The organism is Sphingobium baderi, assembly GCF_001456115.1.
GTDB classification, from domain to species: domain Bacteria; phylum Pseudomonadota; class Alphaproteobacteria; order Sphingomonadales; family Sphingomonadaceae; genus Sphingobium; species Sphingobium baderi_A.
In genome coordinates this window covers 1,196,620-1,219,503 of sequence record NZ_CP013264.1, presented here as the reverse complement: position 1 = coordinate 1,219,503, position 22,884 = coordinate 1,196,620, and the positions used below count along the sequence as shown (strand labels likewise).

The 22,884-nt window shown below is 63.6% G+C and carries 27 protein-coding genes; 12 read left to right on the top strand and 15 right to left on the bottom strand.

Annotated elements, in window-relative coordinates; translation table 11 throughout:
• Window positions 1–157 precede the first annotated feature (157 nt).
• Together ATN00_RS06045 and rarD are read left to right on the top strand one after the other, a co-directional pair.
• Window positions 158–379: a hypothetical protein gene (locus ATN00_RS06045; protein ID WP_062068458.1), complete on the top strand. Its 222-nt coding sequence runs from the start codon at window positions 158–160 to the stop codon at window positions 377–379.
• The gene (gene rarD / locus ATN00_RS06040) at window positions 376–1,287 is read left to right on the top strand and encodes an EamA family transporter RarD (protein ID WP_082635109.1); all 912 of its coding nucleotides are present in this window, start codon (window positions 376–378) and stop codon (window positions 1,285–1,287) included. The genes ATN00_RS06045 and rarD overlap by 4 nt, the downstream gene beginning before the upstream one ends.
• On the opposite strand, the gene ATN00_RS06035 is transcribed toward rarD, so the two are convergent.
• A complete protein-coding gene (locus ATN00_RS06035; RefSeq protein ID WP_062063196.1) occupies window positions 1,284–2,615 on the bottom strand; it encodes a dihydroorotase in 1,332 nt (443 codons plus the stop codon). The two genes, rarD and ATN00_RS06035, sit on opposite strands and share 4 nt — an antisense overlap.
• A 119-nt stretch (window positions 2,616–2,734) precedes the next feature.
• Between ATN00_RS06035 and ygfZ the strand changes: the two genes are divergently transcribed.
• From ygfZ to ATN00_RS06020, 3 genes are all read left to right on the top strand, one after another.
• Window positions 2,735–3,472 (top strand): CAF17-like 4Fe-4S cluster assembly/insertion protein YgfZ, encoded by a 738-nt coding sequence (gene ygfZ / locus ATN00_RS06030; RefSeq protein WP_062063194.1) that lies wholly within the window; start codon window positions 2,735–2,737, stop codon window positions 3,470–3,472.
• A gap of 149 nt (window positions 3,473–3,621) precedes the next feature.
• Window positions 3,622–4,350 carry a glutaminyl-peptide cyclotransferase gene (locus ATN00_RS06025; protein WP_062063192.1) on the top strand — a complete coding sequence of 243 codons (729 nt, stop codon included), beginning with the start codon at window positions 3,622–3,624 and terminating at the stop codon, window positions 4,348–4,350.
• Window positions 4,351–4,411: 61 nt separating this feature from the next.
• Entirely contained in the window at window positions 4,412–4,969 is a 558-nt protein-coding gene (locus tag ATN00_RS06020) for a cytochrome b (protein ID WP_062063190.1), read from the top strand.
• Between the two features lie 7 nt (window positions 4,970–4,976).
• On the opposite strand, the gene ATN00_RS06015 is transcribed toward ATN00_RS06020, so the two are convergent.
• The 10 genes from ATN00_RS06015 to coxB form a co-directional block, all read right to left on the bottom strand.
• Window positions 4,977–5,846, bottom strand: coding sequence for a class I SAM-dependent methyltransferase (locus tag ATN00_RS06015; RefSeq protein ID WP_062063188.1), 870 nt, complete (start codon window positions 5,844–5,846; stop codon window positions 4,977–4,979).
• Window positions 5,847–5,865: 19 nt separating this feature from the next.
• Window positions 5,866–7,266 (bottom strand): threonine synthase, encoded by a 1,401-nt coding sequence (gene thrC, locus ATN00_RS06010; RefSeq protein ID WP_062063186.1) that lies wholly within the window; start codon window positions 7,264–7,266, stop codon window positions 5,866–5,868.
• A 44-nt stretch (window positions 7,267–7,310) separates the two neighbouring features.
• The gene (locus ATN00_RS06005) at window positions 7,311–7,955 is read right to left on the bottom strand and encodes an SURF1 family protein (protein WP_062063184.1); all 645 of its coding nucleotides are present in this window, start codon (window positions 7,953–7,955) and stop codon (window positions 7,311–7,313) included.
• Window positions 7,952–8,350 carry a DUF983 domain-containing protein gene (locus tag ATN00_RS06000; protein ID WP_062068456.1) on the bottom strand — a complete coding sequence of 133 codons (399 nt, stop codon included), beginning with the start codon at window positions 8,348–8,350 and terminating at the stop codon, window positions 7,952–7,954. The genes ATN00_RS06005 and ATN00_RS06000 overlap by 4 nt, the downstream gene beginning before the upstream one ends.
• Before the next feature lie 89 nt (window positions 8,351–8,439).
• Window positions 8,440–9,270, bottom strand: coding sequence for a cytochrome c oxidase subunit 3 (locus ATN00_RS05995; protein WP_062063182.1), 831 nt, complete (start codon window positions 9,268–9,270; stop codon window positions 8,440–8,442).
• 37 nt (window positions 9,271–9,307) lie between these two features.
• Window positions 9,308–9,883 carry a cytochrome c oxidase assembly protein gene (locus ATN00_RS05990; RefSeq protein ID WP_062063180.1) on the bottom strand — a complete coding sequence of 192 codons (576 nt, stop codon included), beginning with the start codon at window positions 9,881–9,883 and terminating at the stop codon, window positions 9,308–9,310.
• Window positions 9,883–10,014: a hypothetical protein gene (locus tag ATN00_RS24190; protein WP_257720657.1), complete on the bottom strand. Its 132-nt coding sequence runs from the start codon at window positions 10,012–10,014 to the stop codon at window positions 9,883–9,885. The genes ATN00_RS05990 and ATN00_RS24190 overlap by 1 nt, the downstream gene beginning before the upstream one ends.
• Entirely contained in the window at window positions 10,011–10,931 is a 921-nt protein-coding gene (locus tag ATN00_RS05985) for a heme o synthase (RefSeq protein WP_062063177.1), read from the bottom strand. The genes ATN00_RS24190 and ATN00_RS05985 overlap by 4 nt, the downstream gene beginning before the upstream one ends.
• 116 nt (window positions 10,932–11,047) lie before the next feature.
• On the bottom strand, window positions 11,048–12,715 hold the full coding sequence (ctaD, locus tag ATN00_RS05980; RefSeq protein ID WP_062063175.1) for a cytochrome c oxidase subunit I: 1,668 nt from the start codon (window positions 12,713–12,715) through the stop codon (window positions 11,048–11,050).
• 18 nt (window positions 12,716–12,733) lie between these two features.
• Window positions 12,734–13,729, bottom strand: coding sequence for a cytochrome c oxidase subunit II (coxB, locus tag ATN00_RS05975; protein ID WP_062063173.1), 996 nt, complete (start codon window positions 13,727–13,729; stop codon window positions 12,734–12,736).
• A 282-nt stretch (window positions 13,730–14,011) separates the two neighbouring features.
• Between coxB and pyrE the strand changes: the two genes are divergently transcribed.
• The 5 genes from pyrE to ATN00_RS05950 are packed head-to-tail and all read left to right on the top strand — an operon-like array spanning window position 14,012 to window position 17,766.
• Window positions 14,012–14,593: an orotate phosphoribosyltransferase gene (pyrE, locus tag ATN00_RS05970; protein ID WP_062063171.1), complete on the top strand. Its 582-nt coding sequence runs from the start codon at window positions 14,012–14,014 to the stop codon at window positions 14,591–14,593.
• 3 nt (window positions 14,594–14,596) lie between these two features.
• Window positions 14,597–15,334 carry a pyridoxine 5'-phosphate synthase gene (locus tag ATN00_RS05965; RefSeq protein ID WP_062063169.1) on the top strand — a complete coding sequence of 246 codons (738 nt, stop codon included), beginning with the start codon at window positions 14,597–14,599 and terminating at the stop codon, window positions 15,332–15,334.
• Window positions 15,331–15,765 (top strand): holo-ACP synthase, encoded by a 435-nt coding sequence (gene acpS / locus ATN00_RS05960; protein ID WP_062063168.1) that lies wholly within the window; start codon window positions 15,331–15,333, stop codon window positions 15,763–15,765. The genes ATN00_RS05965 and acpS overlap by 4 nt, the downstream gene beginning before the upstream one ends.
• On the top strand, window positions 15,762–16,658 hold the full coding sequence (gene lepB, locus ATN00_RS05955) for a signal peptidase I (protein WP_062063166.1): 897 nt from the start codon (window positions 15,762–15,764) through the stop codon (window positions 16,656–16,658). The genes acpS and lepB overlap by 4 nt, the downstream gene beginning before the upstream one ends.
• Window positions 16,659–16,680: 22 nt before the next feature.
• Entirely contained in the window at window positions 16,681–17,766 is a 1,086-nt protein-coding gene (locus ATN00_RS05950) for an AI-2E family transporter (RefSeq protein WP_062063164.1), read from the top strand.
• A gap of 53 nt (window positions 17,767–17,819) precedes the next feature.
• On the opposite strand, the gene ATN00_RS05945 is transcribed toward ATN00_RS05950, so the two are convergent.
• Both ATN00_RS05945 and rpsU read right to left on the bottom strand, forming a co-directional pair.
• Window positions 17,820–18,383, bottom strand: coding sequence for an FKBP-type peptidyl-prolyl cis-trans isomerase (locus ATN00_RS05945; protein ID WP_062063162.1), 564 nt, complete (start codon window positions 18,381–18,383; stop codon window positions 17,820–17,822).
• Window positions 18,384–18,455: 72 nt separating this feature from the next.
• A complete protein-coding gene (gene rpsU / locus ATN00_RS05940; protein ID WP_004208618.1) occupies window positions 18,456–18,662 on the bottom strand; it encodes a 30S ribosomal protein S21 in 207 nt (68 codons plus the stop codon).
• A gap of 332 nt (window positions 18,663–18,994) precedes the next feature.
• On the opposite strand from rpsU, the gene ATN00_RS05935 reads away from it, so the two are divergent.
• Entirely contained in the window at window positions 18,995–19,360 is a 366-nt protein-coding gene (locus ATN00_RS05935; RefSeq protein WP_197413677.1) for a hypothetical protein, read from the top strand.
• A 60-nt stretch (window positions 19,361–19,420) separates the two neighbouring features.
• The gene (locus ATN00_RS05930) at window positions 19,421–19,885 is read left to right on the top strand and encodes a hemerythrin domain-containing protein (RefSeq protein ID WP_062063160.1); all 465 of its coding nucleotides are present in this window, start codon (window positions 19,421–19,423) and stop codon (window positions 19,883–19,885) included.
• Window positions 19,886–20,040: 155 nt separating this feature from the next.
• Here ATN00_RS05930 and ATN00_RS05925 read toward each other — a convergent pair whose 3' ends face one another.
• Entirely contained in the window at window positions 20,041–20,895 is an 855-nt protein-coding gene (locus ATN00_RS05925; RefSeq protein ID WP_062063158.1) for a phasin family protein, read from the bottom strand.
• Between the two features lie 132 nt (window positions 20,896–21,027).
• Window positions 21,028–22,773 (bottom strand): PHA/PHB synthase family protein, encoded by a 1,746-nt coding sequence (locus ATN00_RS05920; RefSeq protein ID WP_420496694.1) that lies wholly within the window; start codon window positions 22,771–22,773, stop codon window positions 21,028–21,030.
• Between the last annotated feature and the right edge of the window lie 111 nt (window positions 22,774–22,884).

The window sequence follows — 22,884 nt, the reverse complement described above, 5'->3', positions numbered from 1 at the left end:
CTGAGGTGGGGTGGCGGCTATTGGCCGCTTTCGGTCATCGCCAAGCCTTGTGTTTACAAGCGGCGATGCCCGATTCTCTCGGCGATCAGGCCAGTTGCGTTGTAATGGCATGGCCGGGGCGCTTGCCCTGACGCGGCGGAAGGGCCATTTGACGGCCATGCTCAACATTCTGTCAGCCCTGATCGGCCTTGTCACCCTGATCCTGATGATCCCCGCCGTGCTGCCCCTGCTGGGCGCGCTGAACTGGATATTGGTGCCGATCGCGCTGGTCGGTGCGTTCATCGGCATGCTTTCGTCCAAAAATGGTGGACGCAATTTCTGCCTGATCGTCGCGGCCTTCGGCGCTCTGCGGCTATTCATGGGCGGCGGGTTGCTTTGAACGCCGGCCAGCAGCCGGCCGATGAGATACGCAGCGGCCTGCTGGCGGCGCTGGCGGCTTATGGCCTGTGGGGCCTGCTTCCCATCTTCTTCAAGCTGCTTCACCATGTCGGCCCGTTCGAACTGGTGGCGCAGCGGGTCATCTGGTCGCTGGTCCTGATTCTGATATTGCTGGCGGCGCGCCGGGCGCTCGGTCCGCTGTGGGCGGCGCTTTCGACGCCGCGCCTGCTGCTGCCGCTCACGGCCAGTTCGCTCTTCATCGCGATCAACTGGACGACCTATATCTGGGCGGTCAACGACGATCATGTGATCGCCGCGAGCCTGGGCTATTTCCTCAACCCGCTGGTCAATGTCGCGCTGGGCGTGCTGGTGCTCAAGGAAAGGCTGCGGCGGGGGCAGACGCTGGCGATCGGCGTGGCCGCCATCGGCGTCGCGATCATGGCGGCGGCGGCGCTGACGACGCTGTGGATCAGCATCATGCTGGCGCTTTCCTTCGCCTTTTATGGGCTGGTCCGCAAGCTGACGCCGGTTGCGCCGATGGCGGGCCTTGGCGCGGAAACGCTGATCCTGACGCCCGTTGCGCTCGCCTATCTCGGCTGGCTTTCGGGGCATGGCGGGCTGGCGTTCGGTCAGGACAACTTCACCACCGTCATGCTGGTGGTGAGCGGCGCGATGACGACGGTGCCGCTGGTGCTGTTCGCCGTGGCCGCGCATCGCCTGCCCATGGCGACGCTGGGCCTGCTGCAATTCGTCGCGCCGTTATTGCAGTTCCTGTGCGGCGTGCTGCTGTTCGGCGAGACGCTGAGCCATGGCCAGATGGTGAGCTTCGCGCTGATCTGGCTGGGCCTCATCCTGTTCGCCAGCGACAGCATGGCCGCCGCCCGCCGTAACCGGCCGGCGACGGCTTAGGAAAATTCCGTCGCTTCGAAACGGACCGGCTCGCCCACGGCTTCGTTGGCGAGGGCGTCTTCCCACATCACGCGATGGCCGCGAATGATCGTCCCGACCGCCTTGCCGGTGAGGTCCATGCCCTCGAAGGGCGACCAGTCGCAGCGCGAGGCAAGCCAGTCGCTCCCGACCGTCCACCGTTTCTTCAGGTCGACCACGGTGAAGTCGGCGTCATAGCCGAGCGCGATCCGGCCCTTGCCCACCAGCCCGAACACGCGCTGCGGTCCGGAAGAAGTGAGTTCGATGAAGCGACGCAGCGTGAGCCGCCCCTCCGCCACATGGTTGAGCAGCAGCGGCACCAGCGTCTGCACCCCCGGCATCCCGCTGGGGGACGCGGGATAGCTCTTCGCCTTTTCCTCGATGGTATGGGGCGCATGGTCGCTGCCCAGCACATCGGGCACGCCCTGATTGAGCCAGCGCCAGAGACCCTCGCGATGCGCCCCGGATCGGATCGGCGGGTTCATCTGGGCATAGGTGCCAAGGCGCGGATAGGCATCCTCCGCCGCCAGCGTCAGATGCTGCGGCGTCACCTCGCAGGTGGCGATGTCCTTGTTCTGGCCGATATATTCCAGTTCGGCGGGCGTCGTCACATGCAATATGTGGATGCGCCGCCGCGCCTTGCGGGCAAGGGCGATGATGCGCTTCGTGGCGATCATCGCGCTTTCATCGTCGCGCCAGACGGGATGGGAGGACGGATCGCCCTCGACGCGCAAGTCCTTGCGGGCATTCATCCGCGCCTCGTCCTCGGCATGGATGGCGACGCGGCGCCAGCCGCTCGCCAGCACGCGGGAAAGCGCATCGTCGTCGTCCACCAGCAGGCTGCCGGTCGATGCGCCCATGAAGATCTTCACCCCCGCCGTGCCGGGGATACGCTCCAGTTCCCCGAGTTGCTCGGCATTGTCCGCCGTCGCGCCGACATAGAAGGCATGATCGCACCACATGCGATGGTGCGCGCGGGACAGCTTGTCATGGACGCGTTCGGCGCTGTCGGTATTGGGATTGGTGTTGGGCATTTCGAACACGGCCGTGACGCCGCCCAGCACCGCCGCGCGGCTGCCCGATTCGAGGTCTTCCTTATATTCGAGGCCCGGCTCGCGGAAATGCACCTGGCTGTCGATGCAGCCGGGCAGCACGTCCAGCCCCGCGCAGTCGATCACCTCGCCCGCGTCGCCCAGCGACGTGCCGATGGCGGCGATCCGCCCGCCCCGCACGCCCACGTCCACGCTTTCCGCGCCGCCCGGCGTATGCACGGTGCCGTTCTTGAGGATCAGGTCGAAAGTCTGGGGCATGGCGTGATTCCGTTCCATGAAGTCCGTGAGGTCGGGCCTTCGCCAAGTTCAGGCGCTGGCTTCGACAAGCTCAGCCCGAACGGGTTGGTAATCGGGCGGAACTGTCCTACCTAAAGCCGATGACCGGCACCACCCTTCGCGACCGCGCGATCTTGAGAATTTCGGGCGAGGACGCCCGCTCCTTCCTTCAGGGGCTGCTGACCCGCGACGTTCTGGGCCTGAAAGAGGGCGAGCCGCGCTGGACCGGCCTGCTGACGCCGCAGGGGAAGGCGCTGTTCGACTTCATCCTGTGGGCGGACGGCGATGATGTGCTGATCGACTGCGAAGGAAGCCAAGCCGACGCGCTGGCGAAACGCCTCACCCTCTATCGCCTGCGCCGCAAGGTGACGATCGCGCGGGAGGAGGGCCTTGCCGTGCATTGGTCGCTCGATGCCGCCGACAGGCCGCTCGATCCGCGCCTGCCCGCGCTCGGCCATCGCTGGCTGGCCGCGCCGGAGGAAGGCGACGCCTCCCCCGCCTTCCGCGCCCAGCGGCTGTCATTGGGCGTGTTCGAGGGCGCGGCGGAACTGGGGCAGGACCAGACGCTCTGGCTGGAAACCAATGCGGAGGACCTGCGCGGCGTCGACTATGACAAGGGCTGCTATGTCGGGCAGGAAAACACCGCGCGGATGCATTACCGCAACAAGGTGAACCGCCGCCTCGTCACCGTGCCGCTGGTGCAAGCCGACGAAAAGCGCCAGCGCGCCGCCCTGCCGGACCTGGGCCTTTCCATCGAACTGCGGCGGGTGGAGGATCTGGACCCCGCCGCGCTCCCCGGCTGGCTTGCCGCCGCCATCGCTGAGCAGGCGGCCGAATGAGCGATGCCATATTCGCTGCCATCCGTTCGTTTCGAGCGCAGTCGATAAACGGATATGGCGCGCCAGCGTGCCTCGACATAGTTTATCCTGAGCGCCTGCCGCAGGCGGACAGTCGAAGGGCTCGACACGAACGGAGCCTGTCATGGCTAATGGCTGCGCTTCTTTTCCTGCTCGCGTCCCCCGCCTATGCCGATACGCCGTGGAAGCTGGTCAAAAGCTACCCCCATGACCCCACCGCTTTTACGGAGGGCCTCTTCTTCCACGATGGCGCGCTCTATGAAAGCACAGGCCTGGCCGGCCAGTCGGAAATCCGCAAGCTGCGCCTGAAGGACGGCAAGGTTCTCCAACGCCGCGTCATTGAGCGACCCTATTTCGGCGAAGGCATCGTCAATTGGAAGGACCGGCTCATCAGCCTGACCTGGCAGCATGAACGCGGGTTCGTGTGGAAGCTCGACGATTTTTCGCCCGTTTCCAGCTTCGACTATAAAGGCGAAGGCTGGGGGCTGACGCAGGATGACCGCCACCTCATCATGAGCGACGGGAGCGCGCAGCTACGTTTCCTCGATCCCGATACGCTGGCGGAGGAGCGGCGCATCACCGTCACCTGGAACGGCCGTCCGGTCGAACGGCTCAACGAACTGGAATGGGTGAAGGGGGAGATCTGGGCGAACATCTGGTATGACACCCATATCGCCCGCATCGATCCGCGCACCGGCAGCGTCATCGACTGGATCGACATCGCGCCCTTGCGGAAGGCGGCGGGCGTGCGCGACAGCGAAGCGGTGGCGAACGGCATCGCCTATGACGCGGCGGGCGACCGGCTGTTCGTGACGGGCAAGAACTGGCCGAAACTGTTCGAGATCCGGGTGGAACGATAAGAGCGCGCAACGGGATGGGGCCGGGCGCGTTCTTCCTCCATCGGCACAGGGAGGATGACAGATGCGCGAAAACAGAAGCCGCTATTCCACGGTCTCGATCCTGCTCCACTGGACGATTTTCGTCCTGATCCTTGCCAATGCGACCTTTGGCGGGTGGATGGAGGATGCGACGACGCCTGCCGATGGACTGCGCTATTTCGCTCTTCATAAATCGGTCGGCATCACGATCCTGCTGCTCAGCCTCATCCGGCTCGGCTGGCGTTTCGCGCATCCCTGGCCGCCTTTTCCCGGTGGGATGGCCCAGTGGGAACGCATATTGGCGCGGGGCACGCATATCCTGTTCTATGTACTGATGATCGGCGCGCCCTTGTTGGGCTGGGCCGCAGCCTCAGCCGGAGGCGCGCCGGAAGTGCCGCTCTATGGCGCTGTGCCTGCACCCAACCTGCCCATCGCGCAGGGCAAGGAGCTGTCCGAAGTGCTGGGCGGCGTGCACAAATTGATGGTGAAGGCGATCTATGTCGTGCTGGCCCTGCATGTGCTGGGGGCGCTCAAGCATCATTTTCTGGACCGGGACGAGGTGCTGAGCCGGATGCTGCCGCTTTTCCGCCCGCGCCGCTGAGGCTGTATCAGCGGCTCCAGCGCGCCCAGATGGCCGTCGGCAGCAGCAGGCCGCGCGTTTCCTCCCGCACGGCCAGTTCGCCCGCTTCGACCGTGCCGGGCAGATCGGCAAAGGCCTGTTTCAGGAGTTCCCCGATCGCCAGCGCCGACATCCGCACGGCATAAACGGTCAGGAACAGAAAGCGGCTGTCGGCATCCAGTAACTGCCGGCAATGGGCGATCAGGCCGGGCAGATCTTCCTCCAGCCGCCACACTTCGCCATCGGGACCGCGCCCATATTTGGGCGGGTCGAGCAATATGCCGTCATAGCGCCGCCCACGCCGCACCTCGCGCGCCACGAATTTGGCGGCATCGTCCACGATCCAGCGGACGGGGCGGTCATCCAGCCCGGAAAGCGCCGCATTGGACCGCGCCTGCGCCACGGATTTCTTGGAAGCGTCGACATGCACCATCTTCGCGCCCGCCGCCGCCATGGCCAGCGTGCCCACGCCAGTATAGCCGAACAGGTTCATGACATCGGCTTCGGCCTTGTCCGCCGTCCGCTCGCGCATCCAGTCCCACACCGGCGCCATGTCGGGAAAGAAGCCCAGGTGGCGGAAGGGCGTGCAACTGGACTGGAACGTCACCTCATTCCATGTGAGCGGCCACCCTTCGGCAGGCACCGGACGCTCATAATACCAGCGCCCGCCGCCTTCCTCGTCAGAGCCGGGAACGAACTCTCCATCGGCGCGCCAGTCGTCGGTCGCGGGCGCCCACATCGCCTGCGGCTCAGGACGGATGAAGCGAAAACGGCCATAGCGTTCGAGCTTGCGGCCATGGCCCGAATCGATCAGCCCATAATCGGCCCACGGCTCGCCAACGAGTGTGTGGAGTTCCAAGCCAGCCTCCGCGCTTATTCTATCCCCGGGGCGTCGCACGTTCCGCGACATAGGCGGTCACGGCCTCGAACGTGCCGGGCAGCTTGGCATAGCTTTCCTCGCGCGCGAACAGGTCGCCGACGCGGGCCGGCAAGGGCGGCCGCGTGCCCGTCGCCCGCTCCACCGCATCACGGAACTTGGCGGCATGGGCCGTCGCCAGCGTGACCACCGGAATCGACGGATCAAGCTCCATCGTTCGCGCCGCAGCCAGACCGACCGCGCTGTGCGGATCAATCACCTGCCCCGCCGCGTCCAGCGCCCAGCGCATCGCCATGGTCATGCTGTCGGCATCCACGCGCGCCGAGGTGAACAGCTTCGATGCGCCATCCCGCTGGGCGTTGGTGAGGCGCATTGCCCTGCTCGCTTCGAAACCGCGCATCTGATCGGCCAGCGCCTTGCCATCGCGCCCGCCCGCGTCGAACAGCAGCCGCTCGAAATTGGAGCTGACCTGAATGTCCATGCTGGGCGTCACGGTCGGCACCACCTGTCCCTGGCTGTAGTCGCCCTCCGACAGAGCGCGGTGCAGAATGTCGTTGACGTTGGTCGCAACCATCAGCTTCGCGACGGGCAACCCCATCTGCGCCGCTACATAGCCCGCGAACACGTCGCCGAAATTGCCGGTGGGGACGGAGAAGGCGACTTCCCGGTCCGGCGCGCCCAGACGGACAGCGGCGTAGAAATAATAAACCACCTGCGCCATCAGCCGCGCCCAGTTGATGCTGTTGACGGCGGACAGGTTGAAGCGGCGCGAGAAATCCGCGTCGTTGAACATCGCCTTCACCAGCGCCTGCGCGTCGTCGAAGCTGCCTTCAATAGCGATATTATAAACATTGGGCGCGCGCACCGTCGTCATCTGCCGCCGCTGAACGTCCGATACGCGGCCATCGGGATGCAGCATGAAGATGTCGATCTTTTCCCGGCCAGCGACCGCATCGATCGCCGCCGACCCGGTGTCGCCCGAGGTCGCGCCGACGATGGTGAGATGATCGTCGCGGCGCGACAGGAAGCGCTCGAACAATTGACCGAGCAATTGCAGCGCCACATCCTTGAACGCCAGCGTGGGACCGTGGAACAGCTCCAGCATCCAGTTGCGATGATCGAGCTGCACCAGCGGAGTCACGGCATCATGGCTGAACCGGCCATAGGCGGCTTCGCACAATTCGCGCAGTTCCTCTTCGGAGAGCGATCCGGCCACGAAGGGGGCCATGACGCGCACCGCCGTTTCCACATAGGACAGGCCAGCGAGGGCGCGAATCTGGTCGGGCGAGAAGCTGGGCCAGCTTTCCGGGACATATAGTCCCCCATCGGACGCCAGCCCCGCCAGCGTCACATCTTCAAAACCCAGCGCAGGCGCGCTCCCTCTGGTGCTCACATATTGCATGATGGAGAAGCGCGGTAACGGCGCGCGGCCTTTGGAGCAAGCCTTTACGACGGATCGGCGGGCTGCCTGGCCCGCCGCCGAAGCGCAAGAAGGTAGATCGCCACCGCCACCGCCGCGAAGAAGAACCATTGCACCGCATAGGCCAGATGGTTGTTGGGCACGTCCGCGACATTGGGCGGCGCAACCGGTTTCAGGCCTGCCGGTGCTGCGCGGGCGATCAGCATGGGACGAAGCGGCGATACGCGGCGGTCGAGTCGCGACAGGAGCGAGCGGTGATCAGGCTCCTCGGAAATCCAGCCCGCGATCTGGCCGCCGTTCCATTGCGGCTTGACGTCGGGACGCTGGCCCACGCCCAGCGCCACAAGAACGCCCGGCCCTTCGGCTCCGGTCGCGCATTGGGCGATATGGCGATAGCCGGTGGAACCGTCCGCCGCGCGCCCGGCTTCGGTTTGCCAGCCGACGACCCGCAGGCAGTGGACGGAAGATGGGCGAAAGAGGATTTCCGGCGGCACCGGCGGCAGGACAGGAAAGGCGACCGCGACCTTGGTAGGATTGGCGGCCGCCAGCGCCAGCATCGCCTCCTTTTCATGCCGCCGCTCAAGTTGCCACATGCCAAGGGCGATCATCGCCACCACGGCGAGGGCGACGATGATCGTTGGGACCAGCGGCAAGGGGCGCCGATCGCTCATGCGTCGGACTTGTCCATGATGCGCCCCTCACGCGCCTTGTTGCGATATTCGAGGATCAGCAGCGCCCCCTTCGCAAGGCGCAGGCTTCCCATGACCGCCAGCACGATGAGCGGCGTCCACAGCAGGACATGCAGCCAGAGCGGTGGGTGAACCTTCAGTTCCAGCACCAGCGCAAGCGTGACAATGACCGCGCCCACGATCAGGGTGAGGAAGGCCGCCGGTCCGTCGCCGACGTTGAACTGTTCATAATCCAGCCCGCACTGCCGACAGGAAGACGCAAAACGGACCGGGCCGGCAAAGATGGTGGACGCAGAGCAGCGCGGACACGCTCCTTTGGCCGCCGCTTGCAGGAGCGGCATGGGTAGCGCGGAAGGGGGATCGTTCTGCGTCGTCATGAGCAACCGGCATAGCGCCCGGAGCGGCAAAAGAAAACGGCCGGGAAATGATCCCCGGCCGTTTATTTCGCTGGAAAGGATCGGAACCCTCAGCCGCCGTGAATCGGCGCGCCCCAGCCGCCCCACACATAGATGGCGACGAAGAGGAACAGCCAGACGACGTCGACGAAGTGCCAATACCATGCGGCCGCTTCGAAACCGAAATGCTGCCGGGGCGTGAAGTCGCCCTTATAGGAACGCACCAGATTGACGATCAGGAAGATCGTGCCGACCAGAACGTGGAAGCCGTGGAAGCCGGTCGCCATGTAGAAGGCCGAGCTATAGGGGCTGCCGCCGAACGGGAACGGCGCATGGGCATATTCATAGGCCTGGATCGACGAGAAGAGCAGGCCCAGGATCACGGTGCACCACAGACCCTTCTTGAGGCCCTCGCGGTCGCCGTGGATCAGCGCGTGGTGCGCCCAGGTGACGGTGGTGCCCGAGCAGAGCAGGATCAGCGTGTTGAGCAGCGGAAGCTCGAACGCGTTCATCACCTCAATACCCTTGGACGGGAACAGGCCATCGATCGGGGCAAGCTGGCTGGGGAAAAGCGAGAAGTCGAAAAAGGCCCAGAACCAGCCGACGAAGAACATCACTTCCGACGCGATGAACAGGATCATGCCGTAACGCAGGTGCAATTGCACAACCGGCGTGTGATCCCCCGCATGGGCTTCCCGAATCACGTCGCTCCACCAGCTGAACATGGTGAAGAGAACGCCCGCGACGCCGATGAGGAATACCCAGCCACCGCCCGCGGGCAGCGCATCGGGATGCATCCACATGATCGCCCCGAACGCCATGACCAGCGCCGACAGCGAGCCGAACATCGGCCAGATGCTGGGCGGGAGAATGTGATAATCGTGATTCTTGGCGCCTGCCATGACCTACTCTTCCCTGTTCGCGTTATTGCCTGTTGCCTTAGCTTGGCTTCTTGTCCTGCTCAACAGGATAGAAGGTGTAGCTCAGCGTTATTTCCTGCGTGTCCTTGTTGTCGGGGTCCGACAGGATTTTCGGATCGACATAATAAAGAACCGGCATCCGCACTTCTTCGCCGGGCTTCAGCGTCTGCTGCGTGAAGCAGAAGCATTGGATCTTCGTGAAATAGGCGCCCGCCTGGGTTGGCGTGACGTTGAAACTGGCCGTGCCCGTGACCGGCTTGTCCGACATGTTCTTGGCAATGAAGATCGCCATGTCGCGCGCACCCACCGTCACGGTGTCGGTCGGATGCTCGGGATAGAATTTCCAGGGCATGCCGGGCTGCACGTTGGAATCGAAGCGGATGGACAGGGTATGACCGACAGCCGCTTTCACCTGGACATCGGCGGATGCGCGCTGCGTCGTGCCGCCAAAGCCCGTCTGCTGACAGAAAATGCGGTATAGGGGAACCGATGCGAAGCCCAGCCCCAGCATCGCCAGCCCGACGATGGCCATCGTGATGAGCGTCCGCTGGTTACGGCGATCACGATCGAAGGGGGAGGGAGGAAGACTTGCCATCAATTGCCTCCGCCGATCTTTACGATGGTGATCGCGTAAAAGAGCACCACCAGCGCAGCCAGCAGCACGCCGGTGACAAGGGCGCGGGATTTTTGCCGCGCGCGAATCTGACCGTCTTCCTCGGGCGTCATGCCATCAACCAGCGGTCGACCACGACCGCTCCGAACAGCAGGAACAGATAGAGGATGGAATATTTGAAAAGGCGGCGTTCCGGCCCCATCCGGCTCGGATCGCTTTCCCGGCGGCGGAACACCTGAAAGGCAAAAAACGCGAAGAGCGCCGTCCCCAGCAGCGCCGTGGTGCCGTAAACGGGGCCCGTCAGGCCAAGCAGCACCGGCGCCATGGCGGCCGCCGCCATGATCGCGGTATAGAACCAGATCTGGCGCCGGGTCGCGACCTCGCCCGACACCACGGGCAGCATCGGAATACCGGCGGCGGCATAGTCCGTCTTCACGAACAGGGCCAAGGCCCAGAAATGCGGGGGCGTCCAGAAGAAGATCAGCATGAAGAGCGCAACGGGCAAGGCCGAAATATCGCCCGTGACCGCCGCCCAGCCGATGACGGGCGGAAAAGCGCCGGCCGCCCCGCCAATGACGATATTCTGCGCCGTGCGGGGCTTCAGCCAAATAGTGTAGATAAAGACATAGAACAGGATCGATACCGCCAGCACGCCTGCCGCAAGCCAGTTGGTCGCAATCCCCATCAGCAGGACCGAAAAGACGGACAGGCCGACACCGAAATGCAAAGCGGACTGCGGGTCCATGCGGCCTGCGGGAAGCGGGCGATTGGCCGTCCGCTTCATCAGGCCGTCCATATCCTTCTCATACCATTGGTTGAGCGTGGCGGCAGCCCCCGCCCCCAAGGCGATGCACAGGATCGCCGTGAAGGCGAGAACCGGATGAATATGCCCCGGCGCGGCCAATAGTCCGCACAGGCCCGTAAAGACGACGAGCGTCATCACTCTGGGCTTGGTCAACGCCACAAAGTCCCGCCAATGGGCTGGCAAGGTGGGCGAGATGGCCCCGGACATGATCGGCGAACTTGCCATAAACTCCTCATGCGTCAGCCCGGCGCCGATGCAGCGCCGGGACTGAACCCAAGGCCAGGGCTCCAAAGCCCTGCCCATCAGCGCCCCGCCAATTCGGAGCGCTACTTCATCAAGCGTCAGTCAACGACTGGCAGCGTTTCGAACTGGTGGTAGGGCGGCGGGCTGGACAGCGTCCATTCCAGCGTCGTCGCGCCTTCACCCCAAGGATTGTCCGCCGCCTTCTTGCCGGCAGCGAGCGACCAGATCAGGTTGATGAAGAAGATCACCATGCCAGCCGCCATGATTTCATAGCCGTGGCTGGCAACCTGGTTCCAGTAGGCGAAGGCTTCCGGATAATCGGGGTAGCGGCGCGGCATGCCCGACAATCCCAGGAAGTGCATCGGGAAGAACAGCATGTTCACGCCGATGAAGAACACCCAGAAGTGCAGATGGCCGAGAAACTCGTTGTACATCTTCCCCGACATCTTGGGGAACCAGTAATAGAAACCGGCGAACAAGCCGAACACCGCACCCAGCGAAAGCACATAGTGGAAGTGCGCGACCACATAATAGGTGTCGTGCAGCACGTCGTCCACGCCGCCATTCGCCAGCACGACGCCGGTGACGCCGCCCACGGTGAACAGGAAGATGAAACCCAGCGCCCAGACCATCGGGGTCTTGAAGCTGATCGAACCGCCCCAGATCGTCGCGATCCACGAGAAGATCTTGATACCGGTGGGAACGGCGATGACCATCGTCGCGGCGGTGAAATACATCTTCACGTTGACCGACATGCCGGTGGTGAACATGTGGTGCGCCCAGACGACGAAGCCGACGACGCCGATCGCGACCATGGCATAGGCCATGCCGAGATAGCCGAAGACGGGCTTGCGGCTGAAGGTCGAGACGATCTGGCTGATCATACCGAAACCCGGCAGGATCATGATGTAGACTTCAGGGTGGCCGAAGAACCAGAAGAGGTGCTGATACAGCTCGGGATCACCGCCACCAGCGGCGTCATAGAAGGTCGTGCCGAAATTACGATCCGTGAGCAGCATGGTGATCGCCGCGGCCAGAACCGGCAAAGCGAGCAGCAGCAGGAAGGCCGTGACCAGCACCGACCAGACGAACAGCGGCATCTTGTGCAGGGTCATGCCCGGCGCGCGCATGTTCAGGATGGTGGTGATGAAGTTGATCGCACCCAGGATCGAGCTGGCGCCCGCGATGTGGAGCGACAGGATCGCCATGTCCACCGCCGGACCGGCCGACCCGCTGGTCGACAGCGGCGCATAGACCGTCCAGCCCGTGCCCGCGCCGTTGCCGGTGCCGCCGGGGACGAAGGTCGACCCGAGCAGCAACGCGAAGGCGGGGATCAACAGCCAGAAGCTGATGTTGTTCATGCGCGGGAAGGCCATGTCCGGCGCGCCGATCATGATCGGCACGAACCAGTTGCCAAAGCCGCCGATCATCGCGGGCATCACCATGAAGAAAACCATGATGAGGCCGTGGGCGGTGATGAGCACGTTCCACAGGTGATAGGCCTGATCCAGCGTAGCCGAGGGACCGTCGCTATACTGCGCCCATGCATGAAGATACTGAATGCCCGGCTGCGCCAGTTCGGCGCGCATCAGACCGGAAATCGCGCCGCCGATGATGCCGGCGATGATGGCGAAGATCAGGTAGAGAGTGCCGATGTCCTTGTGGTTCGTGGACATGAACCAACGCTGGAAAAAGGCCGGTTTGTGATCGGCGTCGTGATGCTCGTGAGCATGATCGCCGTGATGGTCTGCGGTAATGGTGGTCATGGCGTATCTGCCCTTACATCAAATCTTGGCCGGAGCGGCGGCGGGCGCGGGGGCCTCCGCCGTCGCCGGGGCGCCTGCGGCCTTGAGCTTGCCGCCTTGCGATTGCACCCACTGGTCGAACTGCGCGGGAGGCAGCGCCTCGATCGCGATCGGCATGAAGCCGTGACGCGCGCCGCAAAGTTCCGAACACTGGCCGTAATAGACGCCCGGCTTCTCGATGGTGAAGCTCTTCTCATTGAGACGGCCCGGCACGGCGTCCATCTTCACCCAGAGCGAAGGAACCGCAAAGCTGTGGATCACGTCAGCGCCGGTGATGATGAGCTTGATCGGACGGCCCACGGGCAGGACCAGGCGATTGTCGGGCGCCAGCAGATAAGGCTCGCCATTTTCGGCCGCCTTTTCCTTGGTCAGCATGTTCGACACGAATTCGGGGATTTCGTTGTCGGGATATTCATAGCCCCAATACCACTGATAGCCGGTCACCTTGACGGTGATCGCATCCTTGGGCGCGGGCTTATACTGGTCGGCGAGCAAGCCGATCGACGGCACCGCGATCACCAGCAGGATCACGACCGGCACCACCGTCCAGACCACTTCGATCAGGGTATGGTGCGAGGTCTTGGACGGATTCGGGTTCGCGCTGCGGCGGAACCGGAACATCACATAAAGCATGAGGATCAGTACGAAGATCGAAATGATCGTGATGATCGGCAGAAGCATCTTGTCATGCAACCAGCGGGCGGAGTGCCCGGTGGACGTAAACTGCTCCTGAAGGGTGATTTCGCCCGGACGGGGCATGCCGATGCCTTCGGTCGGCTTCATGCGCGGCGGCGCCGCGACCTTGGCGGCGGGCGCCGCTTCGGCGGCATTGGCAACCGATTCGACCGGCGCGGCGGCATTTGCAGCGGCCGGCGCCGCGACGGCATTATCCTGCGCCAGCGCCGGACTGCCCATCGCCAAAGCTGGCGCAAAGGCCAGCATCCCGGCGAGAATGAGCGATTTCACCTTGTTCATAGCGTCTTCTTACCCCGTAACCCCTTCGCGCCCCTGCGGCAAAGACGCACGCGCACATGCTTCGTCCTCGCCCGGTCGGTCTGCGGCGGCTTATAGGCATGGTTTTTTTCAGCCTCAAGCATCCAGGAGCAGATTTTCTTCTCTGTTGCAACGCCTCCCTTGCCCGCCTATTCCGCTCCCGCGCATAGGGGCGCTGTTTCATGGGGCGCGACATGCCCTTTAATAAAGGAGTGTGACGGGCGGGCTTGCCCCGCATTCGCCACGCGAATGGATCTGTATCGAATGACCGACGAGGAAGTATTGGCGGAGTTTCGGGCGGCGGGAGCGCTGCTCGAAGGACATTTCATCCTGTCATCGGGACGCCGCAGCGGCAATTATCTGCAATGCGCGCGCGTGCTGATGAATGCGGAGCGGGCCGGACGGCTCGCCCGGGCGATAGTGCAGCAACTTCCGCGCGAATTGCGGCAGGAGATCGATCTGGTGGTTTCCCCGGCAATGGGAGGCCTTATCATCGGCCATGAGGTCGGCCGGGCGCTCGACAAGGACGCCATCTTCCTGGAACGGCCCGAAGGGACGTTCGAACTGCGGCGCGGCTTTGCCATTGCGCCAGGGCAGAAAGTGCTGATGGTGGAGGATGTGGTCACGACGGGCCTGTCTTCGCGCCAGGCGATCGAGGCCGTGGCGGCGGAAGGCGGCATCGTGATCGCGGAAGCGGCGCTGGTGGACCGTTCGGCGGGCGAGGTCGATCTGGGCGTGCCCTTCTATCCCCTCGTCAGCATCAATTTCCCCGTTTATGAAACAAATGAGGTGCCGCCCGAACTGGCGGCCATCCCCGCCGAAAAGCCGGGCAGCCGGAAGCAGTAGCCAATGACGTCCCCTCCCGCGCATCTTCGCCTTGGCGTCAACATCGACCATGTGGCGACCATCCGCAACGCGCGCGGAGGCGAGCATCCCGACCCGGTGAAAGCCGCTCTTCTGGCGGTCAAGGCCGGGGCGGACGGCATCACGGCGCATCTGCGCGAGGATCGCCGCCATATCCGGGATGAGGATATAGCGACGCTGATCGGCGCGCTCTCCGTGCCGCTGAATCTGGAAATGGCGGCGACGCGGGAAATGCTCGACATTGCGCTCAGGCATCGGCCGCACGCCGCCTGCATCGTGCCCGAAAAGCGCGAGGAACGGACGACCGAGGGCGGGCTGGATGCAGCGGGGCAGATCGAAGCCCTGCGCCCCATCGTTGACACGTTAGGCGAAGCGGGCGTGCGCGTCAGTCTGTTCATCGAACCCGACCCCGCCCAGATCGAAGCGGCCATCCGCCTCGGCGCGCCAGTGGTCGAATTCCATACCGGCCGCTACGCCCATCTGGCCGGCGCGGAACGGACGCAGGAATTGCGGCGCCTGTCGGACGCGGCCGCGCTCGCTGCGAAAAACGGCATAGAACCCCATGCGGGCCACGGCCTGACCTTCGACAATGTGGGGCCGATTGCCGCCATTCCGCAGGTCGCGGAACTCAATATCGGCCATTTCCTGATCGGCGAGGCGATCTTCGGAGGCCTGGAAAACGCCATTCGCGAAATGCGGCGGCAGATGGACCTCGTGCGTTGATCATCGGCCTCGGTTCCGACCTGTGCAATATCGAACGAATCGAAAATTCGCTCAACCGCTTCGGCGACCGTTTCGAACAGCGGGTCTTCACCGATGTTGAACGCGCCAAGGCCAATCGCCGCCCCTTCACCAAGGCCGGCACGCTCGCCAAGCGGTTCGCCGCCAAGGAAGCCTTTTCCAAGGCCGTGGGCACGGGCTTCAAGCGCGGCGTGTTCATGAAGGACATCGGCGTCGTCAACGCGCCCAGCGGAGCGCCGACGCTGGCGCTGACGGGCGGCGCGCTCGCCCGGCTTCAATCGCTGGTTCCGACAGGCTACAAGCCGGTCATTCACTTGACGCTCACGGACGATCATCCATGGGCGCAGGCGTTCGTCATCATCGAAATCCTGCCGCAGGACGTTGCGGCGCCAGAGGCCCGCCCCCACCCATGACGGCACCCGACATGACCGAAAACAGCCCGCCCCCCGCAGACCAGAACCCTGCGCCGCCGGAAGCCGACGCCCGTTCCGGCCCGGTCAACTGGTGGCATGAAGTGCGGAGCATCGCGCTGCTCATTCTGGCGGTGCTGGCCTTTCACAGCTTCGTCGCGAAGCCTTTTTACATTCCGTCGGAGTCGATGATGCCGGTGTTGCTGAAAGGCGACCGGCTGGTGGTCAGCAAATTTCCCTATGGCTGGTCCTATGTCTCGCCCAGCTTCCACCCGCTGCCCTTTCTGAAAGGGCGCGTGTTCGGCCATATGCCCCAGCGCGGCGACATCGTGATCGTATCCCCGCAGAACCGGCGGGAGGACTATATCAAGCGCGTGATCGGCCTGCCCGGCGACATATTGGAAGTGCGCGGCGGGCAGATCATCCTGAACGACAGGCCAGTGCCCCAAAAGACACTGAAGCCCGTTCGCGTCCCCATCGACGGCAACGCGCCCTGCCCACCGCTGCAATTCCCCGGCGCGCGGCGGACAGGCCCAGACGGCAAGAGCTATTGCGAACTGCCCGTGAAGCAGGAAGTACTGCCAAACGGCAAAACCTATGTCACCATCGACATGGGGCCGAGCGCGCTGGACTGGTATGGTCCCGTCCGCATACCGCCGCACCATGTCTTCCTGATGGGCGACAATCGCGACAACAGCGCCGACAGCCGCGCACCGCTGGAGGAAAACGGTCTGGGCGGACCGGTGCCATGGGAAGCGATCGGCGGGCGGGCCGAGTTCATCACCTTCTCGCTGGACGGCGACGCCACCTGGAACCCCGTGAGCTGGCTCCATGCCCTGCGGAGCGGGCGCGCCGGGAACAGCCTGCGCCCCCGGAGCGTTACCGCGCCACAATAGACGATTTATCAGGGAGCCGGGTTTGAGCGACAAGCAGATCCATATCGAAGAGCCCGGCCCCAGCGAATATCGCAGTCTTCTTGTCCAGCATGAAATGAAACGCGCCAGCGTGTGGATCGCGATGGGCATCGCGGTTGCGCTGGTCGTGCTGCTGGCCCAGCCCATCATGCTGATCCTGGGCGCGCTGGTCCTGACGGCGATGATGGATGGCGGAACCCGCCTGCTGGGCCGCGTGCTGCCCATTGGGCGGGGCTGGCGGCTCGCCATCGTGCTGCTCGCCGCGCTGGCCTTCCTGATCTACACCTTCTTTCTCACCGGATCGAGCCTCGCCGCGCAGGCGCAGGCCATGCGGGTCATCGTCGAGACGCAGGTGACGCAGATCGGCGGATGGATGCAGCAACTCGGGATCACGACGACGCCCGAGGACTTCAAGAACCTGGCGAGCCAGGCGATGAGTTCGCTGGGCCGCGTCACGGCGGCGGTCGGGACGATGGTGGGCGCGCTGACCAGCGGGGTCATGATGCTGGTGCTGGCGATCTTCATCGCCGTCGAGCCGAAGCTCTACGAGCGCGGCGTCGCCTGGATGCTGCCGATGGAAAAGCGCGCGCGTTTCTACAGGATCGCGGACAAGATGGGCTGGACGCTGCGCCGGCTGATGTTCGGGCGGCTGATCGGCATGGCGGTGGAGGGCGTGGGCACATGGCTGCTGCTATGGGCGGGCGGCGTGCCGATGGCGGGTCTGCTCGGCATCTTGACCGGCCTGTTCGCCTTTCTGCCCAATATCGGGTCGATCATATCGGGCATATTGATCGTTCTGGTCGGTTTTTCGGCAGGAGTGGACGCCGGGCTCTATGCTTTTGGCGTTTATCTGGTCGTGCAGATCGTGGACGGCTATCTGATCGTGCCGATGGTCGCCAAGCGCGCGACGGACCTCGCTCCTGCGCTGGTGCTGGCGGCGCAGATCCTGTTCGGCGCGCTGTTCGGCATATTGGGCCTGTTCCTGGCCGACCCGATCGTCGCCATGCTCAAAGTCTATCTGGAGGAACGGTCGAAGGCGCTGGAAGCCGAACGGACGGAAGACCCCGCCATCCTTCAGGACGCTTCATAAGCAAAGAGGCCCGCAATGGGGCCTCTTCCTTGATCCTGCGATGAGCGCGGCGATCAGTTGCCGGGCAAAGCCTGCGGGGCGCCGCCCTGCTGCTGCATCATCTGCTGCATCTGCATGATTTCCGCGCGTGACTTGAAGTCATGGAGCTGGACGTCGAACACCAGGACCGAATTGGCCGGGATCGGGCCGGCGGCCTGCTCGCCATAGCCAAGCTGCGGCGGAATCCACAGGCGGTATTTGCCGCCCTTCTTCATCTTCTGCAGGCCTTCGGAAAAGCCCGGCACGACGCCATCCACCGGCATCGCCGTCTGCGGGTTCTCATCGAACACCGTGCCATCGAGCAGCGCGCCCTTGTAGCCGACCAGCGCCACATCCTGCCCGGTCGGGCTGGGGCCGGCGCCTTCTTCCAGCACCTTGAACTGCAAGCCCGATTGCGTCGTCTCCACGCCGTCCGCGTTCGCATTCTGCGTCAGGAAGGTCGCGGGCGACGGTTCCAGATTGCGCTGCCCGGCCCAGGCGAGCCCTCCCGCCGCCAGCGCAATCGCGGCGACGCCGATCCAGAGCCGCGTCAGCGACCCCTTGGCGATGGGATGAAGGGGAACAGCCGTCGTGGACATGGGCGCGCGCCTTGCAGTTGGATAAAGACTTTGAAGGAAAAGGCGGCCCTTCGACCGCCCCGTCAGATATGTTTACCGGACGCCGTCACGCTCGGCGCGCTTGCGCTCCAGCTTGCGCGCACGGCGGACCGCCGCAGCCTTTTCACGGGCGCGCTTTTCCGACGGCTTTTCATAATGACGGCGCAGCTTCATCTCGCGATAAACGCCTTCACGCTGGAGCTTCTTCTTGAGCGCGCGAAGAGCCTGATCCACATTGTTATCGCGAACGATGATTTGCATAAGCCAGTCAATCTCCAATCGAAAACGGGCGGTTCGCCAGGAATGAAAAACCCATTCCCGGCGGGCCTCCCGAATATAAATCCATGAGTCGCCGCAAGTCACCCTGCGCCGTGTGGGGCGCGCCCTACCAGCAGAGTCGCGCAAATTCAACCCTAAAGCCGCCCTGTCCCGGCCATTCACCGCATGAATCGCCGTCATCCGGCGAAGCGGAGGGCACACCACCGCTGACCTCCAGCCACGCGGCGGACGATTTTCCGCCCTTTCCCTGCTCTTTGCGGTTGATCGGCGTGGCACTTCATGGTTTTCTTACCCCGGCCGAACGCAAGGGAGGGATGAGGTTGGCAACAATATGGAACAATCACGCCGCGAAGAATGGCCGGGATGCCTCCTTTGCCAAGCGGATCAGTTCGCACCTTGCCGCCGCCCTTGTCGTCTTTTGCCTGCTTCAGATCTTCATCGTCGCAAAAATGGGCGGATCGCTGGTCCTGCATCTGGGCGTGATCATCGCCATTGGCGGCTTTGCGGTGGCCGCGCGAGGGTTGGAACGGCGCTGGCAGATGATCGAACATGCGGGGCTGTCGCATAGCGGGCTGGCGCTGCGGTTCCGACGCGATGTGCTGCAATTGTGGGCGGCCAGCCTGATCGGCGCCCTGCTGTGGATTCCGGTAGCGATCGTCTATCACGCCCTGTTCGGCTGATCCGGGCGGAGCCAAAGCGATCCCTACTTCGTTTCTTCCCGATTGCAGGAGGAACGACCCATGGCCGACGCCACGATTTTCAACCGATTGAAACAGGATCACGACGCCCACCGCCAGTTGCTGGACAAGATCAGCGACGCCAAGAGCGAACCGGACCGGCTGGACAAGCTGTTCGAGCAATTCAAGATCGAGGTGACCGCCCATGCGGCGGCCGAAGAGGAAACGCTCTACGCCACGATGCTGGCGCGACCGGATCTGCGGGAAGACGCCCAGCACAGCGTGTCGGAACATAAGGAAATCGACGATTATCTGGAGGAATTGAGCGAACTTAAGTTCAATGGTGAAGCGTGGAAACGCAAGTTCGCCGAGATGCGAAAACGCTATCTCCACCATATCGACGAGGAGGAAGAGGAGATGTTCCCCGACGCCGCCAAGGAACTGACCGCAGACGAGGAAGAACGGCTCGCGGCCCTTTTCGCCCACCGCAAACCTGCGGAACTCAAGCGGGCCGAAGCGGAGAATTAAAGCAGGGCGATCATATATTATCTGGCGGTGTCAGGCTGACTGACCTGAACGCGGCGATGTGAAAGAGCCGGATGGTTGCAAACAGCATCACCAAAAAAAAGGCGCCCCTTCCAATGGAAGGCGCGCCTTTTTTTTGGGTTCTGACCCTGTGCCGCTTAGCGGGCCAGCGTCTTCACCTTGTCGGTGACGATCGATACGCGCGCCGCGAGCGGCTGGGCCACGTCGCCTGCCAGCTTCAGCAGGGTTTCGCTGCCCTTGGCGGCTTCCTTGGCGAAGTCGTCGAAGCTGGTCGCGAAAAGCTGGCTCTGGAGCTGGAAGAACTCGGTCGGGGTTTTCACGGTCGAGAAGCTCTTGAAAGAGGCAGTCGCCTTTTCAAAGCTCTTGCGGCTGTAGTCGACGGCTTCCTGGCCCAGGGTTTCGACACCCTTGGCCGCGATCTTGCCCGATTCGACCAGCGCTTCGACATTGCCCTTGGCAAGGTCGCTGATCTCTTCCATCGCCTTGGTCGACTTTTCAACGCCGGCCTTCGCCTTCTCGTTGAAATCGGCATAGGCGGTTTCGATCTTCGCCTTGGCGTCTTCGGCGAACTTCTTTCCGTTTTCGATAATCTCGTTCATCGTCGCATTTCCTTCCGTAACAGGCAGCAGCTTAGGCGTTTTTTTCACACCGGCAGTCGAAGACGCATCCCTTAGCTTGCCAAAGGTTTCGGCCCCTTCGCTGTTCGGTTCGGGCGCGGCGTCCACTGCCATGACGGCAGCGGCCACAACGGCCGGAGCGGCGTCAGACGCCGGAGTTGCCGGCCTGGTCACGGGCTTCCGCGACGGGGCAGGCTTTGCGGCGGCGGGATTTGCCGCCACAGTCGTGGGAGCGGCAGCCTTGGGCGTGGCGCTCCGGGGTTTTTCGCCGATCGCGGTTTCCGCCGCTTTCAGCACGTCCGCGGCGGAAAGGGTCTTGTCGCCGCTTTTCTTGGCGCGCGGCGCGGCACGCCTTGTCCTTGGGGTAACGGCCATCGCCTCTGCCTCCATTTGCTGCATTGCACAATAAGCATTTCCGGGACGCATTGCAAGAGAATTTGTGCACTGCAACAAAAGTGACATGGAGGCGGCCGGAGCACCCGCCCCGCCGGAGAAAATTGCCTTTTACTATCGGGACTTTACATAGGCTCCGGGTGCGTTTTCGATGGCCTTGAGCTTGCCCCCGCCGGGCTTGCGCGCGCCCCGCACGGTCACATTTTTTTCGCCATGGCCGCGAATCCATTCGATCCAGTCCGGCCACCAGCTTCCCTTGGTTTCCGTAGCGGCGGCGATGAAATCGTCCAGCGTCGGCTGTGGCGTGTCACAGGACCAATATTGATATTTACCGGCGGCCGGCGGATTGATGACGCCCGCAATATGACCCGAACCCGCGAGCAGGAAGCGCACGGGGCCGGACAGATGCCCCACTATCTTCCACACGCTTTCCACCGGCGCGATATGATCTTCGCGCCCCGCCTGAACATAAGCGGGCGTTTCGATCCGGCTAAGATCGATCGGCGTGCCGTCGATGCTGATCGCGCCGGGCTGGATCAGCAGATTGTCGCGATAGAGCCGCGTCAGATATTCCTTGTGCCAGCGTGCGGGCAGGTTGGTGGTGTCGCCATTCCAGTAGAGCAGGTCGAAGGGCGGATAATCCTGTCCCAGCAGGTAATTGTTGACGACATAGTTCCAGATGAGGTCGCGCCCGCGCAGAAGATTGAAGGTCGCGGCCATGTAGCGCCCGTCCAGATAGCCGCCCGCCGAAAGCTGATCCACCAGCTTCAATTGCTCATCGTCGATGAAGAGGCAGAGGTCGCCCGCCTTGCTGAAATCGACCTGCGCGGTGAAGAAGGTGGCGCTGGCGACCTTGTCCGCTTCGCCGCGCGCGGTGAGCAGGGCCAGCGTGGCCGCCAGCGTCGTGCCCGCGACGCAATAGCCGATGGCGTGGACATGCTTCACGCCGAGAAGGTCGCGCACCGTGTCGATCGCGTCGACCTGCCCTTGCAGGATATAATCGTCCCAGACGAGATCCTTCATGGAAGCGTCAGCGGATTTCCACGAGACCAGAAACACGCTGAGCCCCTGCTCCACCGCCCATTTGACGAAGCTTTTTTCCGGCGCGAGGTCGAGGATGTAGAAACGATTGATCCACGGCGGGAAGATGATGAGGGGCGTTTCCAACACCTTGTCCGTCGTCGGCTCATAATGGATGAGCTGGTAAAGGGGCGTTTCCTTGATGACCTTGCCGGGCGTGGCGGCGATGTTGCGGCCGACCTCGAACGCGGTGCCGTCGGTGTGGGTGAGCTGGCCCTTTTCCATGTCCGCCAGCATGTGCTGGAGGCCTTTCACCAGATTCTCACCGCCGCTCTGCAACGTCTTTTCCACCACGGTCGGGTTGGTCAGGGGGAAATTGCTGGGCGCAAGGGCGTCAAGGATGCCGCTGGCGGCGAAACGCAGCCTGGCCTTCTGCTTTGGGTCGACGCCGTCCACCGCATCGGTCAGCCGCATCAGATAGTCCGACACCAGGAGATAGCTCTGGCGGATGAGGTCGTAAAAGGGGTGGCTGGTCCAGGCCGGATCGGCGAAGCGGCGATCCTTGCGGGCGGCGGGGCTACCCTCCGGCGCGGGGACAGGCTGGTTACGCAGCATCCCGCCGGTGTCGAGGAAACGCTGCCACAGCGCCATCCCTTCCTTGGCGAAGCTGCTCTGGACATCAGCGACGGTTTGCGGATCGAAGGGCAGATGGCGGCCGGTCGCGCCCGCCGCCTGCTCCAGCATCAATTGCTGTGCGCGGCCGATCACCTGTGTCCATTGCTGCATGTCCTCCAGGCTGGGCATATGAGGTTCGATATTTTCGAGTCTATCCATAGCCATTCTCCTCATCCTGGCCTTGCCGTTCCGCTGCGCTTTTTGTGGCGCGGCGCCGTAGGCCGGTATATAGCCGGGACGGCTCCGCGACGAAGCGCGGCGGCCACTATCCTCCAC